Here is a 16,891-nt window from a genome sequence, read left to right as displayed (position 1 = left end):
GGCTACTCCGCTAATTTATGCCGCAGCCAGCACTGCACGGCGATGTCGTCCACCGCTTTTTGCGCTTTCGCCGTGGCGCTTTCTTGTTGCTCGCGGCGTTTGTCGTCCAGCGTCAGGGCCACCACTTTCTCTTCGCACGCCGCCGCCGTCAGGTTTTTCTGCATTCGCGTGGCTTTGATGTTAGCCAGCGTTTTTTCCTGCTCCTGCCAGGCGATCACTTTACGCAAGGTGCCTTTGTAGCCGCTGACGTTTTTCAGCGACTCCACCGACGCTCCCGCGCCCGCAGACGTTTTCTCCACCAGGTAGCCTAACGCCTTGATATTGTTGTCATAGCCCGCGCAGATCTGTTTTTGCTTTGCCAGCTCGACAGTTTTGTCTTTGACCGATTTATCCCGCAGGCGCTGCAACTGCGCCAGGGTGTCGATGATTTGTCGCATAGTTACTGTTCTGCCTTTTTGACACCAGGAAAGAGGATTTGCAGGCGGCTTTGCACCAGTTCGAGGGAGGCGGGTTCGCGCATCTCCTGGCGCAAAAATCGCTCGATAGCCGGAAACATTTTTACCGCTTTGTCGACGCTGGCGTCCGCGCCTGCCACATAACCACCGAGCGGGATCAGCGGTTTGATCTCCATGTAGGCGGCGTAGTTTTGCTTTAACACGCGGGCGGATTGCTGATGTTCCAGGCTGGTGACCTGATTCATGCAGCGGCTGATCGACTGGCCGATATCAATGGCCGGATAGTGCCCCGCTTCCGCCAGTTTGCGGGTTAATACGATATGCCCGTCCAGCACCGCACGGGCGCAGTCAACGATGGGATCTTGCTGGTCGTCGCCTTCCGCCAGCACGGTGTAGATGGCGGTCATCGATCCTGCGCTTTCGCTGTTGCCTGCGCTTTCGACCAGTTTGGGGATCATGCCGAATGCCGATGGCGGATAACCTTTGGTGGCGGGCGGTTCGCCGAGCGAGAGGGCGATTTCCCGCTGGGCCATCGCGTAGCGGGTCAGGGAATCCACCAGCAGTAAAACGTGATGCCCGCGGTCGCGAAACCAGGCGGCGATGGAGTGGCACAGTTCGGTGGCTTTCAGTCGCATCAGCGGCGATTCATCGGCAGGCGCGACAACAACGATAGACTTTGCCAGCCCGTCCGCGCCCAGCGAGTGGTCGATAAACTCTTTCACTTCGCGCCCGCGTTCGCCAATCAGCCCGACCACCACAATGTCGGCTTTGGTCTGGCGGGTGATCATCCCCAGCAGCACGCTTTTCCCGACGCCACTGCCCGCCATCAGCCCGACGCGCTGGCCTTTGCCGATGGTCAGCAGGCCGTTGATCGCTTTCACGCCCACGTCTAACGGCTCGTCCACTGAACGACGGGTTAAGGGATTGACCGACGGCGGCAGCGGCGGCAGAAGGTCGTTGCCGTTCAGGCGGCCTTTGCCATCCAGCGGTTCGCCGAGGCCATTCACCACGCGGCCTAACCAGCTTTCGCCAATCAGGATGTCGTGGGCTTTCTCTTCCGGGAAGACGCGCGCGCCTGCCATCAGGCCGACCGGCTGTTTAAACGGCATTAAGTAAGTGATGTCGCGATTAAAGCCTACGGCCTGCGCGTCGATAAGCGTGTGATTGGCGCTTTCGATGCGGCACAGCTGCCCGGTCATTAGCGGGCAGCCGACGCTCTCCAGCAGGATGCCGTTAAGGCGCACCAGCCGCCCGGCGACGCGGGCCAGCGGGATCGACTCCAGCGAGCGCAACGCGTTATCGAACGCAGAAAAATCACTCACCCTGCGACTCCGGCGTGAGGGTTTCTTTCAGCGCGGTCATGCATTGTTCCAGGCGATGCTCACAGCCGATATCCAGTTCGGATTTATCGGTGATCACCCGGCATTCGCCCGGCGGCAGATCCGGCGAAGGCGTCAGCCCCCATTCGCTGACCTTTTCCGGCACCGCGTCGCGCAGGCGGTTAAACTCTTCCGTGCTCAGCATCACTTGCAGGGTTTCTGGCATCGCCGGGAAGGCCGCCAGCGCCTCTTCCACCAGCGCCAGTAACTGCGTGGGTTGCAGCGCCAGTTCGCAGCGGATCACCTGGCGGGTGACTTTTTCCACCAGTTGCAGCAAATCTTCCCGCTGTTTGCGTTCGATATGGGCGAGAAAGTCGTTCACTTTACCGGTGATGGCTTCCAGCGGCTGCGCCGCCTCAACAAATTGTTTGCGCCCTTCCTGCTGCCCGGCGAGGCTGCCTTCGGTGTAGCCCTGGCGTCGCCCTTCGGCAAAACCTTGCTGATGACCTTCGCTAAAGCCCTGCTCCTGACCTTCGGTCATTCCCTGAGCAAACCCTTTTTGCAGCCCTTCCTGAAAACCGTCCATCAACTGGCGCTGGTAATCGGCGGCGCTAATGCTGGCGGTGAGCGGCTCTCCGGTCACCGCACGCTGGCGCGGCGGGAAGCGGTGCAGGCGATAGCGCCCGCGCAGTGTTTCAATGGTCATGGGTTACTCCGCCGTCTGTTCCGCAAAAAGCTGTAGCTGAATTTCGCCCGCCTCTTCCAGTTCACGGGCGATGCCCATGATTTCGCGGCGGATCTGTTCGATACGGCTGACCGGCACCGGCCCCAGGCGCGCGGTGATCGCTTCCAGTTGTTGCACCTGACGTTTTGGCATTACCGCGTAAATCGAGCGGCGCAGCAGAGCTTCGGTGCCTTTCAGCGCCACCGCCCAGTCTTCCATCGGCACTTCATCGAGCAGGCGTCGGCGCACCTCTTCGTTCTGGCGGCTGAGGATAAAGAAGTCGTACATCTCATCCTGGAGCTGCTCCAGCACGTCCTCGTCGCGCTCGCGCATCTGGTCGAGGATCACCTGCTGGTTACCCTGGAAGCGGTTGACGATATCCGCCGCCTGTTTGATGCCTTTCACCTTCGATCCGTGTTCCGAAAGTACCGACAGGCCGCGCTCGATCAGCCTGTCCAGTTCATCCACCACGTCGCGGTTAACGTCGTTGAGTTTCGCCACCCGGTAGAGAATCTCATTTTGCACCGATTCGTTGAGATACGAGAGCACCGCCGCTGAAATTTCCGGCGTCAGAAACGCGAGGAACACCGCCTGCAATTGCAGATGTTCTTCGGAGATCAGCATCGCCAGCTGGCGTGGTTCCACCCATTGCAGGCGCGCCATCCGCGAGCGGATCTCATCGCCGTAGATGCCGTTGATCACGCTGCTGGCGATCTCGGTGCCGAGCGCTTTGTTAAGAATGCCCTGCAACATGGATCGCGATGCGCCGTTGATCCCGCTCTGTTCGCGGAACTCATCAAAGAAGTTATTGATCACTTTGCGCGCCATACTGGTTTTGACACCGGAAAGCCGCGCCATGTTTTCGCTCAGGCGCACCACTTCTTCGCGGCTGAGTTTTTGCATCACCGTCGCCGCCGCTTCTTCGCCCAGACACAGTAGCAGGATCGCCGCCTGTTCCAGGTAGCTGTTGCTCTTATTTATTGTCAATTCGCTCATTGCTGGTGATCCATTGTCTGAGAACTTCGGCTACGCGATCGGTGTCGCTCATGGCCAGTTTTTGCAGGAACTCGAGTTTCACTTCGAGGCCGGAACTCTGCGAAGGCAGGCTGTCATCGCCAGGTAGCGACGGCAGGTCGACGTTTTTGCGTTCTTCTTCCGGCGTAGCGATCCACGGTTCGCTGACGGCTTCCGGTTCTGGTGTGATAACCGGCGCACGTACCGCCGTCAGTCGTTTCATCAGCGGGCGCACCACGAAGAACAGCAGCAACAGCGCCAGCAGGCCGCAGCCAATCAGCCGCACCCAGGCCAGCACGCTGCCATCTTTCCACAGCGGAATAATTGGTTCGACCGGCACCGCCTGCGGCACAAAGTTAAGCAGCGATAAGGTGAGATTGTCACCGCGCTGGACGTCGATCCCGGCGGCATTGTTCAGCAATGCGGTAAGCTGCGTGGTCTGTTCCGGCTTCCAGTTTTTCAGCGCCGGGGCATTTTGATTGAGCACCACCGCCACGTTGAGGCGTTTCACCGCAAAGCCGGGATGCTGAATATGCTGGACGCTGCGGTCGTAAGAGTAATCGCGCTTGCTTTCGCTGTGTTTTGAAAGCGCTTCCGGCGAGCGGTTTTCGTCGGCGGGCGTCGCACCGTTGGTGATCTGATTAGGCGCAACGGGCGGGCGGTTGCTGAGCGAACCGGGTACACCCATCGCCACCTGATTGGTGTCGCTGTCCAGCACGCTCTCTTCGCGGTTGATTTTCGGCGCGTCGCCGTAGTGTTCCTGGGTTTCTTCGATGGTGCTGAGATCGAGATCCGGCATTACGCTGACGCGGTAATTCCCGCTGCCGACCAGCGAATCCAGCACGTTCGCCACGCTGGCGCGGGTTTTGTCCTGGATGTCTTTAAGGATCTGATCGCGTTTACGGGTAGCGGCAGAAACCGCCTCGCCTGCGCCGATGCCGTCGGTCAGCAGATTTCCCGCCTGATCGACGACGCTGACTTTGCTGGCGTGCAGCCCCGGAATACTGCCGGAAACCAGATGCACGATGGCGTTCACCTGGTCCATGTTCAGCTTCGCGCCATAGTGCAGGCGCACCACTACCGAGGCGCTGTTTTGCGGCACATCGCTGACCACAAACGAGCTTTCTTCGTTGAGCGCCAGATGCACCCGCGCGCTCTCCACCGCGTCCAGCGACATAATGCTCTGCGCCAGCTCCCCTTCGAGGCTGCGTTTGTAGCGCACGTTCTGTACGAACTGGCTGCTGCCGAGCACTTCGTCTTTGTCCATCAGCTCGTAGCCGCTGGGCAAGATCGCCTGCACGCCTTTCGCGGCCAGTGTCATGCGCGTTTTCGACAATTCATCTTCCGGCACCAGTATCTGCCCGCTCTGCGGGTCGATGCGGTAGGTGAGCTTTTCGCCATCCAGCACGGTGACAATCTGCGATACGGGCAGATTTTCCTGGCGTCCGTAGAGCGAGACGTAGCCGCGATTACCGTTCCACAGCACGCTGACGATAATCGCCGTCGCCGCCACGGCAAGCCCCACTCCCGCCATCAGCGCCCAGCGTTTGTTATCTGCGAGACGCAGTCGAAACGCCGGAAACGCCTGAGTTAACTTCTTTATTTGTGCATTCATAGGGTTAGATCGACATACTCATCAGGTCATTAAACCCGGTGGCGATTTTATTGCGCACCTGAACCAGCGCGGAGAAAGAGAGCGACGCCTGCTGGCTGGCGATCATCGCGCCGGCCAGGTCATCGCTTTTACCCAGGTCGATAGCCGTTTGCTGCTGCTCCGCCACCTGCTGGAACTGGTCAACGTGACCGAGCGCGCCCTGCATAATGCGGTTAAACGAAACGTCCGGGTCAGTGGAACTGAAGGTCATGGCGGGCAGCACCGGCGCCTGGGCGTTGGCCTGCATCCGCTGCACGTCCTGCATGATTTGCGCCTGCATGGTGCTGTTGATTGTGGTAATGCTCATTTTTAACTTCCGGGTCAGGAGAAAACTTCGATACCTTGCTTGCGCATGGAGGCCAGTCGATAGCGCAGTGCGCGCGGGGTAATGCCTAACAGGTCGGCGATTTTGCTGCGGTTGCCCTGATATTTACGCATCAGGTCGGCGATATATTGATATTGCGCGCTTCGTCCGTGTTGGCCTAAATCGCTGGTTTCGGCGATGTGGACGGCGGGCTGAACAGGCCATTGCAGTTCGCTGTGATCGGCAATGGTCGTTTCCGGCAGGCCTAAGGCGTCCGGGTAAATCACGCCGTCGCGGTTTAAGATCATTCCCCGCTGAATGGCGTTCTCCAGCTGGCGCACGTTGCCTGGCCAGCGGTAATTCAACAGCGCCCGGCGGGTGGATTCTGACAGGGTGATGTTTTTCACCAGCACAGTGGAGTATTTTTTAATAAATGACTCTGCCAGCGGAATAATATCGTTCAGACGTTCGCGCAGCGGCGGCATGGTAATAGGAATAACCGCCAGACGATAATAGAGATCTTCACGAAAACGCCCGGCAGCCACTTCCTGTTCAAGGTTTTTATTGGTGCAGGCAATCAGGCGAAAATTGAGTTTAATTTGTCTGTTGCTGCCTAATCGCTCAACCTGCTGTTCCTGCAATACGCGTAATATTTTGGCCTGTAATGCCAGCGGCATATCGCCAATTTCATCGAGCAATAAGGTGCCGTTATTCGCCAGTTCCATTTTTCCTGGCACGCTGGCAATTGCGCCGGTAAATGCGCCTTTGTCGTAGCCAAATAAGGTTGCTTCCAGCATGTTTTCCGGGATCGCAGCGCAGTTCACGCCGATATAGGGCGCGTTCTCATTTTCACCAAAAGCTACGGTGTGAATATATTTCGCCACACACTCTTTACCCGCGCCGGTTTCGCCCTGAATGAGCACCGGCACGTTAAATGCGGCGACACGCTTTGCCAGAGTAAAAGCGTTAATGCTGGAAGCGGCAGTTGCAATAAGTTCAGACATAGGGTGAACGATATAAGTAGCGACAGAAAACAGGATGTTCTGAAGCGTATCATCGGCGGGATTAACAAGTTCGAATTAAACGATAATAAAAATATTATTTTATATTAAACAATAGGTTATGACCGTAGACCGGGTAAGGCGTTTACATCGCATCCGGCAATTGTGCGCCGATGCCTGATGCGACGCTGGCGCGTCTTATCAGGCCTACAGTTCGTGCAATGTTTTATGACGATGCCCGACATCTCACCCTTTAATAATTTAATTATTTTTTCACTCTATTAATAATTTGCCCCTTTCACGCCCTCTCTATTTAATACCTCACCTTGTGTCACTGCCGGATTTGCGTGCACAAAAACGCCCATACCATTACAGCAGAGAAAGTAAGCCATGCTGAAGTACAGTAAAACGCCAGGCATCTTTAAATTAGAAGGTAATCGGCTCGGACGCCCCTACCATCGCCTGCCGACCCTGTTTACGGGGAATTTTGACGTGATTGATTCGCATCTTGGCAGCTACTTTCTCAAAAAGCATCGCAGCAATATCACTTTAAAAAAGATTGGCTGCGAAATGGATATTATTAATAAAAACGCCGAACTGATGGTTTCCCAGGTCGGGCATCTGGCGTTTGATATCGATCGCTCCCTGCTGTTAATGCTGCTGGGCAATTTTTATGGTCTGGAATCCTCTCTTGAAGAGGCGAAAGCGCATAACGGCCTGCCGACCAAAACCGAAACGCGGTTAAAGAACCGTCTGGCGCTGGATATCTGCACGCTGATATTTAATCTGCAAACCTCCGGTATTGCGCTGAAATTAAAGCTGGACAGCAGCACGGTAATTACCCACTGGGCGTATCAATTAACCTTTACCCTTGCGGGTGATGAAGAGAGCAGTTTTCGTATTTTGCTCGACGACGCCCATACCGATTTTATTTTAAATCTGATCCGCCACAGCGAGCACAGTAAACCGCAGCAGGTGGCGAAATCGGTCAATAAACCGGCCCTGATTAAAGAAATTATCCGCTCCTTGCCGTTGACCCTGAACGTCAAAATCGCCGAGCTGTCGCTGAATGTCGCGGATCTCACGCAGATAAAAGCCGGGGATATTTTACCCATCTCGCTGGGAGAAACCTTCCCGGTGGCGATTGGGCAATCTGAATTATTTAGCGCCCTGATTGTGGAAGACAAAGACAAACTGTTTTTGTCGGAGCTGGCAGGCAAGAATGAGAATAGCCATGAGTAAGCAAGAAGATATTTTAGCCGGAGATTTTAACCTGACGGATGAAGCCGTTCCGACGGTGAAGTCTCCCGATGCCGAAACCCTTGTCACCCGCCTGGAAGACCGCTTTTCTGACTCGATGACGCTGCTGAAACGCATTCCGGTGACCTTAACGCTGGAAGTGTCGTCGGTGGAAATTATGTTGGCCGACCTGCTTAATATCGACGACGACACAGTGATTGAGCTGGATAAACTCGCCGGGGAGCCGCTGGATATTAAAGTGAACAATATCCTGCTGGGCAAAGCGGAAGTGGTGGTGGTCAACGAGAAGTACGGCCTGCGCGTGCTGGAGTTTAACACCCGCGACATCAACGACCTGGCACCATGAAACGCCGCACTCAACTGACGCTGGGCCTTGGGCTGCTGGCGCTTGCGCCGCTGGCAATCGCCCAGGGCGGCGATATTGCGCTGCTTAACGTGGTGACCCACGGCAACACTCAGGAGTACAGCGTCAAAATTCAGGTACTGATTCTGATGACCCTCGTCGGTTTACTGCCGACGATGGTGCTGATGATGACCTGCTTTACGCGCTTTATTATCGTGCTGTCGCTGCTGCGCCAGGCGCTGGGGCTGCAACAAACGCCGCCAAACCGCATTCTGATTGGCATTGCGCTCTCCCTCACCCTGCTGGTGATGCGCCCCATCTGGCTCAATATTTACGACCACGCGGTGGTACCGTTCGAAAACGATCAGATTACCCTCACCGATGCGCTAAGCACCGCCGCGACGCCGCTGAAACGCTTTATGCTGGCGCAGACCGACAAAAAAGCGATGGCGCAAATCATGACCATCGGCGGCGCGAAGGGCAATGCCGCCGACCAGGATCTCACGATTGTGGTGCCTGCCTATGTGTTGAGCGAGCTGAAAACCGCCTTCCAGATTGGCTTTATGATTTACATCCCGTTTCTGGTTATCGACCTGATTGTCGCAAGCGTCCTGATGGCGATGGGGATGATGATGCTGTCGCCGCTGATTGTTTCGCTGCCCTTTAAACTGATGCTGTTTGTGCTGATCGACGGCTGGTCGCTGACCATCGGCACGCTCACCACCAGCATTCGCGGGCTGGGGCTGGGCTGATTATGCTGACCGTTGACGTAGCCGCCGACATTGTCGCCAGCGGCATTAAAGTGGTGATTTTACTGGTTTCGGTACTGGTCGTGCCAAGCCTGCTGGTTGGCCTGCTGGTGAGCGTGTTCCAGGCGGTGACGCAGATTAACGAACAGACCCTGAGCTTTTTGCCGAGGCTGATTGTCACGCTGGTGGTGCTGGGCGTGTGCGGCAAATGGATGATTATCCAGTTGCATGACCTGTGCATTCATCTGTTTACCCAGGCCGCCCTGCTGGTGCATTAAGATGCGCACAAGCGACGTTACGCAACTGATGGATCTGGCGCTGGGGCTGTGGTTTCCCTTCGTGCGCATTATGGCGTTTCTGCGCTATGTGCCGGTGCTCGATAACAGCGCCCTGACCGTGCGCGTGCGGATTATTTTGTCGCTGGCGCTGGCAATCATCATCACGCCGTTGATCCCCCATCCCATTCCCCACGACCTGCTATCGCTCAACAGCCTGATCCTGACGGTGGAGCAAATCTTATGGGGTATGTTGTTCGGGCTGATGTTTCAGTTTCTGTTTCTGGCGCTGCAACTCGCCGGGCAAATTCTCTCGTTCAATATGGGGATGAGCATGGCGGTGATGAACGACCCAAGCAGCGGCGCATCAACCACCGTGCTGGCGGAGTTAATCAACGTCTATGCGATCCTGCTGTTTTTTGCCATGGACGGGCATCTGCTACTGGTGAGCGTGTTGTACAAAGGCTTCACCTACTGGCCGATTGGCAACGCGCTGCATCCGCAAACCCTGCGCACCATCGCGCTGGCCTTTAGCTGGGTGCTGGCGTCAGCATCACTGCTGGCGCTGCCGACCACCTTTATCATGCTGATTGTGCAGGGCTGCTTTGGCCTGCTAAACCGCATTGCGCCGCCGCTGAACCTCTTTTCGCTCGGTTTTCCCATCAACATGCTGGCGGGGCTGGTCTGCTTCGCCACCCTGCTCTACAACCTGCCGGATCACTACCTGCATCTGGCGAATTTTGTGTTACAGCAGCTCGACGCGCTGAAAGGTCACTATGGCGGATAGCAGCAGCGAAGAAAAAACAGAGAAACCCTCGGCGCAAAAGCTGCGTAAAGCGCGTGAAGAGGGGCAGCTACCGCGCTCAAAGGATATGGGGCTGGCGGCGAGCCTGTTTGCGGCGTTTGTGGTGATCTCCAGCAGCTTCCCGTGGTATGCCGATTTTGTGCGCGAGAGTTTTATCAGCGTGCATCAGTACGCGCAGGAGATTAATAACCCGCAGGTGATCGGCCAGTTTCTGCGCCATCACCTGTTAATTCTCGGCAAGTTTATTCTCACCTTACTGCCGATGCCCGCCGCCGCGCTGCTCTCTTCGCTGGTACCGGGCGGCTGGCTGTTTCTGCCGAAAAAAATCCTCCCGGACTTCAGCAAAATCAGCCCGTTAAAAGGCATTGGGCGGCTCTTTTCCAGCGAGCATCTGGCGGAAACGGGAAAGATGACGGTGAAGTCTGCCGTGGTGCTGGTGATGCTGTGGGTAAGCCTGCGCAATAACTTTGCCGCCTTTCTCGGCCTGCAGGCACTGCCGTTCAAACTGGCGATTAATGACGGTTTGTCGCTCTACGCCAGCGTGATGCGCAACTTTGTCATCCTGTTTATCTTCTTCGCGCTGCTCGACGTGCCGCTGGCGAAAGCCCTGTTCACCAAAGGGCTGAAGATGACCAAGCAGGAGCTGAAAGAAGAGTACAAAAATCAGGAAGGTAAGCCGGAAGTGAAGGCGCGCGTACGGCGGCTGCAACGGCAGCTGGCGATGGGACAAATCCGCAAAGTGGTGCCGAAAGCCAACGTGGTGATCACCAACCCGACCCACTACGCCGTGGCGTTGCAGTATGATCAATCGCGCGCCGCCGCGCCGTTTGTGGTGGCGAAAGGCACCGATGAAATCGCTCTCTATATTCGCCAGGTCGCCGCTGAGAATCAGGTGGAAGTGGTCGAGTTCCCGCGGCTGGCGCGCTCGGTTTACTACACCACCCAGGTGAACCAGCAAATTCCTTTTCAGCTTTACCGGGCCATCGCCCACGTTCTGACCTACGTCCTGCAAATGAAACACTGGCGCGAGGGCGCACAGCCGCGCCCGGCCCTGAACAGACATATTTCCATTCCCAAAGAGGTCCTTAAACTGGATGGCGAAAACAACTAAATCGTTCCTCGCGCTGCTGCGCGGCGGCAATCTCGGCGTGCCGCTGGTGATCCTGTGTATTCTGGCGATGGTTATTCTGCCGCTGCCGCCTGCGCTGCTGGATATTCTGTTCACCTTCAACATTGTGCTGGCGGTGATGGTGCTGCTGGTGGCGGTGTCGGCGAAACGACCGCTGGAATTCAGCCTGTTCCCGACCATTTTGCTGATCACCACCTTAATGCGCCTGACGCTTAACGTCGCCTCCACGCGCGTGGTGCTGCTGCACGGGCATCTCGGCGCGGGCGCGGCGGGTAAGGTGATTGAGTCGTTTGGTCAGGTGGTAATTGGCGGCAACTTTGTCGTCGGTTTCGTGGTGTTTATCATCCTGATGATCATCAACTTTATCGTCGTCACCAAAGGGGCCGAGCGTATTTCCGAGGTTTCTGCCCGCTTTACCCTGGATGCGATGCCCGGCAAACAGATGGCGATTGACGCCGATCTTAACGCCGGATTGATCAACCAGGCACAGGCGCAAACCCGGCGTAAAGATGTTGCCAGCGAGGCCGATTTCTACGGCGCGATGGACGGGGCATCGAAGTTTGTGCGCGGGGACGCCATCGCCGGGATGATGATTCTGGCGATCAACCTGATCGGCGGCGTCTGTATCGGGATCTTCAAATACAACCTGAGCGCCGACGCCGCCTTCCAGCAATATGTGCTGATGACCATCGGCGATGGGCTGGTGGCGCAGATCCCTTCCCTGCTGCTCTCCACCGCGGCGGCGATAATCGTCACCCGCGTCAGCGACAACGGCGATATCGCCCATGACGTGCGCCACCAGCTGCTGGCAAGCCCGTCGGTGCTCTACACCGCTACCGGGATCATGTTCGTGCTGGCGGTGGTACCGGGGATGCCGCACCTGCCGTTTTTGCTGTTCAGCGCCCTGCTTGGCTTTACCGGCTGGCGGATGAGCAAACGCCCGCAGGCAGCGGAGGCGGAGGAGAAAAGTCTCGAAACGCTGACCCGCACCATCACCGAAACCAGCGAGCAACAGGTCAGTTGGGAAACGATACCGCTGATCGAGCCTATCAGTTTAAGCCTCGGCTACAAGCTGGTGGCGCTGGTCGATAAAGCGCAGGGTAACCCGCTCACCCAGCGTATTCGCGGCGTGCGACAGGTGATATCCGACGGTAACGGCGTGCTGCTGCCGGAGATCCGCATTCGGGAAAACTTCCGCCTTAAGCCCAGCCAGTACGCCATTTTCATCAACGGTATTAAGGCTGATGAAGCGGATATTCCGGCGGATAAACTGATGGCCCTGCCCTCCAGCGAAACCTACGGCGAGATTGACGGCGTGCTGGGGAACGACCCGGCGTACGGGATGCCGGTCACCTGGATCCAGCCCGCGCAGAAAGCGAAAGCGCTGAATATGGGGTATCAGGTGATCGACAGCGCCAGCGTGATTGCCACCCATGTGAACAAGATTGTCCGCAGCTATATTCCTGATTTGTTTAACTATGATGACATCACGCAACTGCATAACCGTTTGTCGTCGATGGCACCGCGACTGGCGGAAGATTTAAGCGCGGCGCTCAATTACAGCCAGTTGCTAAAAGTGTATCGCGCGCTGCTGACCGAAGGCGTTTCCCTGCGCGATATCGTCACCATCGCCACCGTGCTGGTCGCCAGTAGTGCGGTGACTAAAGATCATATTCTGCTGGCGGCCGATGTGCGCCTGGCACTGCGGCGCAGCATTACCCATCCGTTCGTTCGCAAGCAGGAGCTGACGGTGTATACGCTGAATAATGAGCTGGAAAATCTGCTGACCAACGTGGTGAATCAGGCGCAACAGGGCGGGAAAGTGATGCTCGACAGCGTGCCGGTCGACCCGAATATGCTCAACCAGTTCCAGAGCACGATGCCGCAGGTGAAGGAGCAGATGAAAGCGGCGGGGAAAGACCCGGTGCTGCTGGTGCCACCGCAGCTGCGCCCTTTGCTGGCGCGCTACGCAAGGTTGTTTGCGCCGGGGCTGCATGTGCTGTCGTATAACGAAGTGCCGGATGAGCTGGAGTTGAAGATTATGGGGGCGCTGATGTAGATATCCGGCATCGGCGCACAACTGCCGGATGCGGCGTAAACGCCTTATCCGGCCTACCGATCCGGCACAAATTTGTAGGCATGATAAGACGCGCCAGCGTCGCATCAGGCATCCGTGCACAACCGCCGGATGCGGCGTAAACGCCTTATCCGGCCTACCGTTCAGGCACAGGTTTGTAGGCATGATAAGACGCGCCAGCGTCGCATCAGGCATCCGCGCACAATTGCCGGATGCGGCGTGAACACCTTATCCGGCCTACCGATCCGGCACAGGTTTGTAGGCATGATAAGACGCGCCAGCGTCGCATCAGGCATCCGCGCACAACCGCCGGATGCGGCGTGAACGCCTTATCCGGCCTACCGATCCGGCACAGGTTTGTAGGCATGATAAGACGCGCCAGCGTCGCATCAGGCATCCGCGCACAATTGCCGGATGCGGCGTGAACGCCTTATCCGGCCTACCGTTAAAGCACGATTCGTAGGCCGGATAAGCGTAAGCACATCCGGCACCAGCGCAAAATTATAAAATGATACGCTCCCCGGCACTAAAATCCGTTATGTCTCCCGCCCAATCAATGGGATATAACCCTCGCGCCACATCGCGATGGAACGTTGAGAATGGCCAATCACTCACTTGCTTTACCCAGCCATGTTTTACTGGATTTATATAAATATAATCAACATGATGGCGATAGTCTTTGGTATTGCGGATGGTGTGCTCCCAAAAACGTGGTTGCCAGATATTTTTCAATCCACAAGCATGGGTGAATTGCTTTTTAATCTCCCGCCAGCGAGAGGAAAAATCATCATCGCTTTCAGGTAATGTCCAGATACAGTGCATATGCTCCGGCAAAACTACCCAGGCATTAATTTCAAAAGGTCTGGCTCGCTTAACTTTAATAATGGCGTTACGGAGCGTCTGGTACTGGGTAGTCAAAAGTTGGCTTCGACGATTCCGTAAATTCACCGTGAAAAACCAGCTTCCCCCCTTGAGGTAATAACGACGATATTCAGACATAGCGACTCCTTTTTCTCAACGGTAAGAAGAAAAGGAAAGGTTGGCAATGAGGTTGTTTTATATCGGGAAAGCGGCTCGCAAATATTCGCGGGCTCGTAGGCATGATAAGACGCGCCAGCGTCGCATCAGGCACCTGCGCACAACCGCCGGATGCGGCGTAAACGCCTTATCCGTCCTACAAAATCGTCTCTTCCGTCAAGATCCGCCGCGCGCCCAAAAAATGATCCTGCCAGAAAGGTTCAGCTAACCGGCTTACCCGAATGGTTTCCCCCGTACGCGGCGACTCGATAAATTGCCCATCGCCCAGATACACGCCCATATGGTCGGCAATCTCGCGGCTGTGGATATGGAAAAAAAGCAAATCTCCCCGGCGCAGGTCGTTGTTTGCCACAATTGTTGCCCGATGGTAGTGATACATCTCATTGGCCGTGCGCGGGAGCTTCGCCTCGAGGATCTTGTTGTAGGCATAAAAGACCAACCCGCTACAGTCGAAGCCTTTATCGGGCCGCGTGCCGCCCCAGACGTAAGGCTTGCCAAGCTGCTGCTCCAGGCGGTGGATCGCCACTTCAGTGATGTTGTGCAGGTGATCGCTGCTTAAAAAGTGGTTGTTTTCCGCCAGCGCCTGCCAGCGTCGGTCGCTCAATTTCAGCGGGCCAGGGAACCACTCCGGGTGCTGTTTTATCTGCTCACGGTTGTGTTGGCGCAGCGCCCGTCTGCTTTCGGCATTGCCTTCCACAATATAGCTGGCCTGTTTTTTCAGATGTGCCTGGTACAGTTTGAGTACCCGCGCACGGTTTTGCATCCGCTGGCGAGCGGCGTAGCTGAGGGAGGTGTGCGGTGTGGCAGCGCTGGCGAGTAAAGGAAGCAAAAGGGGCAAAGAAAACACGCCCAGGCGCAGCAATCTGTCGTGAGAGAACAAATACATGGAAGATATAAACCGGCTGAATGAAGATGAGAATATTAGAGGACAGGAAGGAGAAGCGGGATTATTAATTGCTTATTTGCATATTACTATCGAGGTTTCATAATCTTAGGAAATAAGAAATAAATCCGTTTTACATGCGCTTTTCGGACTTTTGAAAATCGCTACTTATGCTAAATTTGTAAACCCAGCGCCGACAGACTTGCGTAAAACTCTTTTGGTGATAATGTGAGCCTTCCAAATCCAGACTATTCCGATTTGGGATCCATTTTGCCGTCCTGGCGTGTGTAACCGTTTTATCAAGGAATAAGCAGTATGCGTAAAATCGCATTAATTCTTGCGATGTTGTTGATCCCGTGCGTTTCGTTTGCCGGTTTGCTGGGCAGCAGTAGCTCGACCACGCCAGTGAGCAAAGAGTATAAGCAGCAGTTGATGGGATCCCCTGTCTACATCCAGATCTTCAAGGAAGAACGTACGCTCGATCTCTACGTCAAAATGGGCGAGCAATATCAACTGCTCGACAGCTATAAAATCTGTAAATATTCCGGCGGCTTAGGGCCAAAACAGCGTCAGGGCGATTTCAAAAGCCCGGAAGGGTTTTATAGCGTCCAGCGTAATCAATTAAAACCAGACAGCCGTTACTACAAAGCGATTAATATTGGATTCCCCAATGCCTATGACCGTGCGCATGGTTATGAAGGGAAATACCTGATGATCCACGGCGATTGTGTTTCCATCGGCTGCTACGCAATGACCAATCAGGGCATTGACGAGATTTTCCAGTTCGTTACTGGCGCACTGGTATTTGGTCAGCCGAGCGTGCAAGTGAGCATTTACCCGTTCCGCATGACCGACGCTAATATGAAGCGCCACAAATATTCCAACTTTAAGGACTTCTGGGAGCAACTGAAGCCGGGTTACGACTACTTTGAGCAAACCCGTAAGCCACCGACCGTTTCTGTGGTCAATGGTCGTTACGTGGTCAGCAAGCCGTTAAGCCACGAAGTTGTGCAACCACAGCTGGCATCAAACTACACGCTCCCCGAGGCAAAATAAGCGCCATTCGCCTGGCATAATTTTTTGCCAGGTTTCATTGCCCGTCAGCGGCTGTGTCGCAATCACCGTGACCACATCATTCGGTGTGGTCTGCGAGCTGAAGTCGATTTCCACATCCTGATCCAGCAACGTTGCCACGCCAAACGGCGCGCGGCGGGTGATCCAGTGTAAATTAGTCGAGCAATACGCCATTACATAGCGCCCGTCCGAAAGCAGCATGTTGAAAACGCCCTTCTGCCGCAGTTCATCCGCCAGTGAGGCGATATATTTAAATACCGCCGCCATGTTGCCCGGTGTGCGCGGGTAACGCTGCGTTAATTTATGCAGGAGCCAGCAGAAGGCTTTTTCACTGTCGGTTTCGCCTACCGGGCGGAAGTTGCCGGTTTCCAGTGATTTGTAGCCCGTCAGTTGTCCGTTATGGGCATAAGTCCAGTTACGCCCCCATAACTCGCGGGTAAATGGGTGAGTATTTTCCAGCGCCACCTCGCCCCGATTAGCCTGGCGAATATGAGCCACCACCGAACAGGATTTTATCGGGTAGTCCTGGACCAGTTTGGCGATAGGTGAGTTAAAGCTGGGTTGCGGATCTTTAAATGTGCGACAGCCTTTACCTTCGTAAAAGGTAATGCCCCAGCCATCTTTATGTGGCCCGGTTCCACCACCACGCTGCACCAGACCGGTGAAACTAAAGCAGATATCGGTAGGGACGTTGGCGCTCATCCCGAGCAATTCGCACATGGGTAACCTCCACAACAGCGGGAGCGCATGGCCCCCGGCGAAGATTGATTTAAGAATTTTCAGGTCG

The 16,891-nt window shown here is 55.7% G+C and carries 18 protein-coding genes; 8 read left to right on the top strand and 10 right to left on the bottom strand.

Translation table 11 applies throughout. The features are described 5' to 3' along the window. Positions 1-2 precede the first annotated feature (2 nt). The 7 genes from fliJ to HUZ68_RS04205 are packed head-to-tail and all read right to left on the bottom strand — an operon-like array spanning position 3 to position 6,474. Positions 3-437, bottom strand: a complete 435-nt coding sequence (gene fliJ, locus HUZ68_RS04235) for a flagellar export protein FliJ (protein WP_088172313.1) — start codon at positions 435-437, stop codon at positions 3-5. A gap of 2 nt (positions 438-439) precedes the next feature. Continuing rightward, positions 440-1,777 (bottom strand): flagellar protein export ATPase FliI, encoded by a 1,338-nt coding sequence (gene fliI / locus HUZ68_RS04230; RefSeq protein ID WP_088172312.1) that lies wholly within the window; start codon positions 1,775-1,777, stop codon positions 440-442. Next, positions 1,770-2,480 (bottom strand): flagellar assembly protein FliH, encoded by a 711-nt coding sequence (gene fliH, locus HUZ68_RS04225; RefSeq protein ID WP_000151519.1) that lies wholly within the window; start codon positions 2,478-2,480, stop codon positions 1,770-1,772. The genes fliI and fliH overlap by 8 nt, the downstream gene beginning before the upstream one ends. A 3-nt stretch (positions 2,481-2,483) precedes the next feature. Further along, positions 2,484-3,494, bottom strand: a complete 1,011-nt coding sequence (locus HUZ68_RS04220; protein WP_001293120.1) for a flagellar motor switch protein FliG — start codon at positions 3,492-3,494, stop codon at positions 2,484-2,486. Then, complete coding sequence (gene fliF, locus HUZ68_RS04215; protein WP_088172311.1) at positions 3,472-5,127, bottom strand: flagellar basal-body MS-ring/collar protein FliF; 1,656 nt, start codon at positions 5,125-5,127, stop codon at positions 3,472-3,474. Before fliF ends, HUZ68_RS04220 begins: the two co-directional genes overlap by 23 nt. Before the next feature lie 4 nt (positions 5,128-5,131). Next, positions 5,132-5,473: a flagellar hook-basal body complex protein FliE gene (gene fliE, locus HUZ68_RS04210; RefSeq protein WP_000029084.1), complete on the bottom strand. Its 342-nt coding sequence runs from the start codon at positions 5,471-5,473 to the stop codon at positions 5,132-5,134. A 14-nt stretch (positions 5,474-5,487) separates the two neighbouring features. Next, the gene (locus HUZ68_RS04205) at positions 5,488-6,474 is read right to left on the bottom strand and encodes a sigma-54 interaction domain-containing protein (protein ID WP_088172310.1); all 987 of its coding nucleotides are present in this window, start codon (positions 6,472-6,474) and stop codon (positions 5,488-5,490) included. Between the two features lie 387 nt (positions 6,475-6,861). Here HUZ68_RS04205 and HUZ68_RS04200 point away from each other — a divergent pair, with 387 nt between their 5' ends. Genes HUZ68_RS04200 through flhA form a run of 7 tightly spaced genes read left to right on the top strand, consistent with a single transcriptional unit; the run spans position 6,862 to position 13,091 of the window. Then, complete coding sequence (locus tag HUZ68_RS04200; protein WP_000922509.1) at positions 6,862-7,713, top strand: FliM/FliN family flagellar motor switch protein; 852 nt, start codon at positions 6,862-6,864, stop codon at positions 7,711-7,713. Beyond that, a complete protein-coding gene (locus HUZ68_RS04195) occupies positions 7,706-8,077 on the top strand; it encodes a FliM/FliN family flagellar motor switch protein (RefSeq protein WP_088172309.1) in 372 nt (123 codons plus the stop codon). Before HUZ68_RS04200 ends, HUZ68_RS04195 begins: the two co-directional genes overlap by 8 nt. After that, positions 8,074-8,826 carry a flagellar type III secretion system pore protein FliP gene (gene fliP, locus HUZ68_RS04190; protein WP_113455372.1) on the top strand — a complete coding sequence of 251 codons (753 nt, stop codon included), beginning with the start codon at positions 8,074-8,076 and terminating at the stop codon, positions 8,824-8,826. Before HUZ68_RS04195 ends, fliP begins: the two co-directional genes overlap by 4 nt. 2 nt (positions 8,827-8,828) lie before the next feature. Next, complete coding sequence (locus HUZ68_RS04185) at positions 8,829-9,101, top strand: flagellar biosynthetic protein FliQ (RefSeq protein WP_000958542.1); 273 nt, start codon at positions 8,829-8,831, stop codon at positions 9,099-9,101. Between the two features lies 1 nt (position 9,102). Next, positions 9,103-9,885, top strand: coding sequence for a flagellar biosynthetic protein FliR (gene fliR / locus HUZ68_RS04180; protein WP_001260503.1), 783 nt, complete (start codon positions 9,103-9,105; stop codon positions 9,883-9,885). After that, positions 9,875-11,014, top strand: coding sequence for a flagellar type III secretion system protein FlhB (flhB, locus tag HUZ68_RS04175; RefSeq protein ID WP_113455373.1), 1,140 nt, complete (start codon positions 9,875-9,877; stop codon positions 11,012-11,014). The genes fliR and flhB overlap by 11 nt, the downstream gene beginning before the upstream one ends. After that, the gene (gene flhA / locus HUZ68_RS04170) at positions 10,998-13,091 is read left to right on the top strand and encodes a flagellar biosynthesis protein FlhA (protein ID WP_096962124.1); all 2,094 of its coding nucleotides are present in this window, start codon (positions 10,998-11,000) and stop codon (positions 13,089-13,091) included. The genes flhB and flhA overlap by 17 nt, the downstream gene beginning before the upstream one ends. 519 nt (positions 13,092-13,610) lie before the next feature. Here the strand turns inward: flhA and rayT are convergent. Then, positions 13,611-14,108 carry an REP-associated tyrosine transposase RayT gene (gene rayT, locus HUZ68_RS04165; protein WP_033815252.1) on the bottom strand — a complete coding sequence of 166 codons (498 nt, stop codon included), beginning with the start codon at positions 14,106-14,108 and terminating at the stop codon, positions 13,611-13,613. A 175-nt stretch (positions 14,109-14,283) separates the two neighbouring features. Then, a complete protein-coding gene (locus HUZ68_RS04160; protein WP_033815251.1) occupies positions 14,284-15,033 on the bottom strand; it encodes a C40 family peptidase in 750 nt (249 codons plus the stop codon). 312 nt (positions 15,034-15,345) lie between these two features. Between HUZ68_RS04160 and dpaA the strand changes: the two genes are divergently transcribed. Then, positions 15,346-16,086 (top strand): peptidoglycan meso-diaminopimelic acid protein amidase, encoded by a 741-nt coding sequence (gene dpaA / locus HUZ68_RS04155; protein WP_001225679.1) that lies wholly within the window; start codon positions 15,346-15,348, stop codon positions 16,084-16,086. On the opposite strand, the gene HUZ68_RS04150 is transcribed toward dpaA, so the two are convergent. Further along, positions 16,057-16,824 carry a class II glutamine amidotransferase gene (locus tag HUZ68_RS04150; RefSeq protein WP_000333380.1) on the bottom strand — a complete coding sequence of 256 codons (768 nt, stop codon included), beginning with the start codon at positions 16,822-16,824 and terminating at the stop codon, positions 16,057-16,059. The genes dpaA and HUZ68_RS04150 overlap by 30 nt on opposite strands. Positions 16,825-16,891 lie beyond the last annotated feature (67 nt).

The organism is Shigella dysenteriae (assembly GCF_022354085.1).
GTDB classification, from domain to species: Bacteria; Pseudomonadota; Gammaproteobacteria; order Enterobacterales; family Enterobacteriaceae; genus Escherichia; species Escherichia coli.
Note: the sequence above shows the minus strand (reverse complement) of the source record. Positions and strands in the feature narration are given on the sequence as shown.

Bases quoted from the DNA above. Each gene is read 5' to 3' on its own strand.
- fliR (WP_001260503.1), top strand. From the start codon at position 9,103: ATGCGCACAAGCGACGTTACGCAACTGATGGATCTGGCGCTGGGGCTG.
- HUZ68_RS04205 (WP_088172310.1), bottom strand. From the start codon at position 6,474: ATGTCTGAACTTATTGCAACTGCCGCTTCCAGCATTAACGCTTTTACT.
- HUZ68_RS04195 (WP_088172309.1), top strand. From the start codon at position 7,706: ATGAGTAAGCAAGAAGATATTTTAGCCGGAGATTTTAACCTGACGGAT.
- flhA (WP_096962124.1), top strand. From the start codon at position 10,998: ATGGCGAAAACAACTAAATCGTTCCTCGCGCTGCTGCGCGGCGGCAAT.
- fliF (WP_088172311.1), bottom strand. From the start codon at position 5,127: ATGAATGCACAAATAAAGAAGTTAACTCAGGCGTTTCCGGCGTTTCGA.
- fliP (WP_113455372.1), top strand. From the start codon at position 8,074: ATGAAACGCCGCACTCAACTGACGCTGGGCCTTGGGCTGCTGGCGCTT.
- HUZ68_RS04220 (WP_001293120.1), bottom strand. From the start codon at position 3,494: ATGAGCGAATTGACAATAAATAAGAGCAACAGCTACCTGGAACAGGCG.
- dpaA (WP_001225679.1), top strand. From the start codon at position 15,346: ATGCGTAAAATCGCATTAATTCTTGCGATGTTGTTGATCCCGTGCGTT.
- HUZ68_RS04160 (WP_033815251.1), bottom strand. From the start codon at position 15,033: ATGTATTTGTTCTCTCACGACAGATTGCTGCGCCTGGGCGTGTTTTCT.
- HUZ68_RS04150 (WP_000333380.1), bottom strand. From the start codon at position 16,824: ATGTGCGAATTGCTCGGGATGAGCGCCAACGTCCCTACCGATATCTGC.
- flhB (WP_113455373.1), top strand. From the start codon at position 9,875: ATGGCGGATAGCAGCAGCGAAGAAAAAACAGAGAAACCCTCGGCGCAA.
- fliE (WP_000029084.1), bottom strand. From the start codon at position 5,473: ATGAGCATTACCACAATCAACAGCACCATGCAGGCGCAAATCATGCAG.
- rayT (WP_033815252.1), bottom strand. From the start codon at position 14,108: ATGTCTGAATATCGTCGTTATTACCTCAAGGGGGGAAGCTGGTTTTTC.
- HUZ68_RS04200 (WP_000922509.1), top strand. From the start codon at position 6,862: ATGCTGAAGTACAGTAAAACGCCAGGCATCTTTAAATTAGAAGGTAAT.
- fliJ (WP_088172313.1), bottom strand. From the start codon at position 437: ATGCGACAAATCATCGACACCCTGGCGCAGTTGCAGCGCCTGCGGGAT.
- HUZ68_RS04185 (WP_000958542.1), top strand. From the start codon at position 8,829: ATGCTGACCGTTGACGTAGCCGCCGACATTGTCGCCAGCGGCATTAAA.
- fliH (WP_000151519.1), bottom strand. From the start codon at position 2,480: ATGACCATTGAAACACTGCGCGGGCGCTATCGCCTGCACCGCTTCCCG.